The 3287-nt window shown below is 52.1% G+C and carries 2 rRNA genes; both read left to right on the forward strand.

The features are described from left to right. Positions 1-157: 157 nt before the first annotated feature. Positions 158-3047 (forward strand): 23S ribosomal RNA (locus BN1118_RS07245). A gap of 125 nt (positions 3048-3172) precedes the next feature. Then, positions 3173-3287, forward strand: a 5S ribosomal RNA gene (gene rrf, locus BN1118_RS07250).

Here is a 3287-nt window from a genome sequence, read left to right on the forward strand (position 1 = left end):
TGCTCTTTAACAATCTGGAAAGCTGATTTAAAAAGTAGTTCTCAAACATTTGTTACAAGTGCTTTGGAAACTTCTTGGCGAAAACCAAATTTTATTTTGGTCCTTGTTGTACTTCAACAAGCAAGCGTTGTTTCGACGACACTTCTTGGGGTTGTATGGTTAAGTGACTAAGCGTACATGGTGGATGCCTTGGCAGTCAGAGGCGATGAAGGACGTACTAACCTGCGATAAGCTGTGAGAAGTCGGTAAGAGACGCTATTACTCACAGATTTCCGAATGGGGAAACCCACCCAGCACAAGCTGGGTATCTATTACTGAATACATAGGTAATAGAGGCGAACCGGGAGAACTGAAACATCTAAGTACCCCGAGGAAAAGAAATCAACCGAGATTCCCTCAGTAGCGGCGAGCGAACGGGGATTAGCCCTTAAGTTTCTTGGAAGTTAGTGGAATGGTCCTGGAAAGGCCAGCGATACAGGGTGATAGCCCCGTACATGAAAACGACCTTGAAGTGAAATCGAGTAGGGCGGGACACGTGACATCCTGTCTGAATATGGGGGGACCATCCTCCAAGGCTAAATACTCCTGACTGACCGATAGTGAACCAGTACCGTGAGGGAAAGGCGAAAAGAACCCCTGTGAGGGGAGTGAAATAGAACCTGAAACCGTGTACGTACAAGCAGTGGGAGCCCTTCGGGGTGACTGCGTACCTTTTGTATAATGGGTCAGCGACTTACATTTTGTAGCGAGGTTAACCGTATAGGGGAGCCGTAGGGAAACCGAGTCTTAACTGGGCGTCTAGTTGCAAGGTGTAGACCCGAAACCGGGTGATCTAGCCATGGGCAGGTTGAAGGTTGAGTAACATCAACTGGAGGACCGAACCCACTAACGTTGCAAAGTTAGGGGATGACCTGTGGCTGGGGGTGAAAGGCCAATCAAACTCGGAGATAGCTGGTTCTCCCCGAAAGCTATTTAGGTAGCGCCTCGGACGAATACTACTGGGGGTAGAGCACTGTTTGGACTAGGGGGTCATCCCGACTTACCAACTCCATGCAAACTCCGAATACCAGTAAGTAATATCCGGGAGACACACGGCGGGTGCTAACGTCCGTCGTGAAGAGGGAAACAACCCAGACCGCCGGCTAAGGTCCCAAAGTTCTGGTTAAGTGGGAAACGATGTGGGAAGGCTCAGACAGCTAGGATGTTGGCTTAGAAGCAGCCATCATTTAAAGAAAGCGTAATAGCTCACTAGTCGAGTCGGCCTGCGCGGAAGATGTAACGGGGCTCAAACCAGGCACCGAAGCCGCGGATTCACACTTATGTGTGAGTGGTAGGGGAGCGTTCTGTAAGTCTGCGAAGGTGTATCGAGAGGTATGCTGGAGATATCAGAAGTGCGAATGCTGACGTAAGTAACGATAAAGGGGGTGAAAAGCCTCCTCGCCGGAAGACCAAGGGTTCCTGTCCAACGTTAATCGGGGCAGGGTGAGTCGACCCCTAAGGTGAGGCCGAAAGGCGTAATCGATGGGAAGCAGGTTAATATTCCTGCACGACTTGTAATTGCGATGGGGGGACGGAGAAGGCTAGGTGGGCCAGGCGACGGTTGTCCTGGTGAAAGTGCGTAGGTGGTGTTTCTAGGCAAATCCGGAGACACAACACTGAGACACGAGACGAAGCCACTACGGTGGTGAAGCCATTGATGCCCTGCTTCCAGGAAAAGCCTCTAAGCTTCAGATTACAAGTCATCGTACCCCAAACCGACACAGGTGGTCGGGTAGAGAATACCAAGGCGCTTGAGAGAACTCGGGTGAAGGAACTAGGCAAAATAGAACCGTAACTTCGGGAGAAGGTTCGCTCTTGACAGTGAAGTCCCTTGCGGATGGAGCAGTTGGGAGTCGCAGTGACCAGATGGCTGGGACTGTTTATCAAAAACACAGCACTCTGCAAACACGAAAGTGGACGTATAGGGTGTGACACCTGCCCGGTGCCGGAAGGTTAATTGATGGGGTTAGCGCAAGCGAAGCTCTTGATCGAAGCCCCGGTAAACGGCGGCCGTAACTATAACGGTCCTAAGGTAGCGAAATTCCTTGTCGGGTAAGTTCCGACCTGCACGAATGGTGTAACCATGGCCATGCTGTCTCCACCCGAGACTCAGTGAAATCGAATTCGCCGTGAAGATGCGGTGTACCCGCGGCTAGACGGAAAGACCCCGTGAACCTTTACTACAGCTTGGCACTGAACATTGAACCTACATGTGTAGGATAGGTGGGAGGCTTTGAAGGCGTGACGCCAGTTGCGCTGGAGCCGTCCTTGAAATACCACCCTTGTATGTTTGATGTTCTAACGCAGGTCCCTGAATCGGGATCGCGGACAGTGCCTGGTGGGTAGTTTGACTGGGGCGGTCTCCTCCCAAAGAGTAACGGAGGAGCACGAAGGTTGGCTAATCCTGGTCGGACATCAGGAGGTTAGTGCAATGGCATAAGCCAGCTTAACTGCGAGACGGACAGGTCGAGCAGGTACGAAAGTAGGTCATAGTGATCCGGTGGTTCTGAATGGAAGGGCCATCGCTCAACGGATAAAAGGTACTCCGGGGATAACAGGCTGATACCGCCCAAGAGTTCATATCGACGGCGGTGTTTGGCACCTCGATGTCGGCTCATCACATCCTGGGGCTGAAGTCGGTCCCAAGGGTATGGCTGTTCGCCATTTAAAGTGGTACGCGAGCTGGGTTCAGAACGTCGTGAGACAGTTCGGTCCCTATCTGCCGTGGGCGTTGGATGATTGAAGGGAGTTGCTCCTAGTACGAGAGGACCGGAGTGAACGAACCTCTGGTGTTCGGGTTGTCACGCCAGTGGCACTGCCCGGTAGCTAAGTTCGGAATCGATAACCGCTGAAAGCATCTAAGCGGGAAGCGAGCCCTGAGATGAGTCATCCCTGACCCCTTGAGGGTCCTAAAGGGCCGTTGGAGACCACAACGTTGATAGGTGGGGTGTGTAAGCGCGGCGACGTGTTGAGCTAACCCATACTAATTACCCGTGAGGCTTAACCATACAACACCCAAGAAGTGTTCTGGGCCTTGTAGCAAGTGCGAGACTACTTACCTAATTCAGTGATAACGACCAGGCAATAGCCAATCAGTCGTTACTCACGTCAGCTTTCTGGATTGAAGAATTTGCCTGGCGGCCATAGCGCCGTGGAACCACCTGATCCCATGCCGAACTCAGAAGTGAAACGCGGTAGCGCCGATGGTAGTGTGGCATTCGCCATGCGAGAGTAGGACACTGCCAGGC

It is taken from the genome of Aeromonas bestiarum (genome assembly GCF_000819745.1).
In the GTDB taxonomy this organism is placed as follows: domain Bacteria; phylum Pseudomonadota; class Gammaproteobacteria; order Enterobacterales; family Aeromonadaceae; genus Aeromonas; species Aeromonas bestiarum.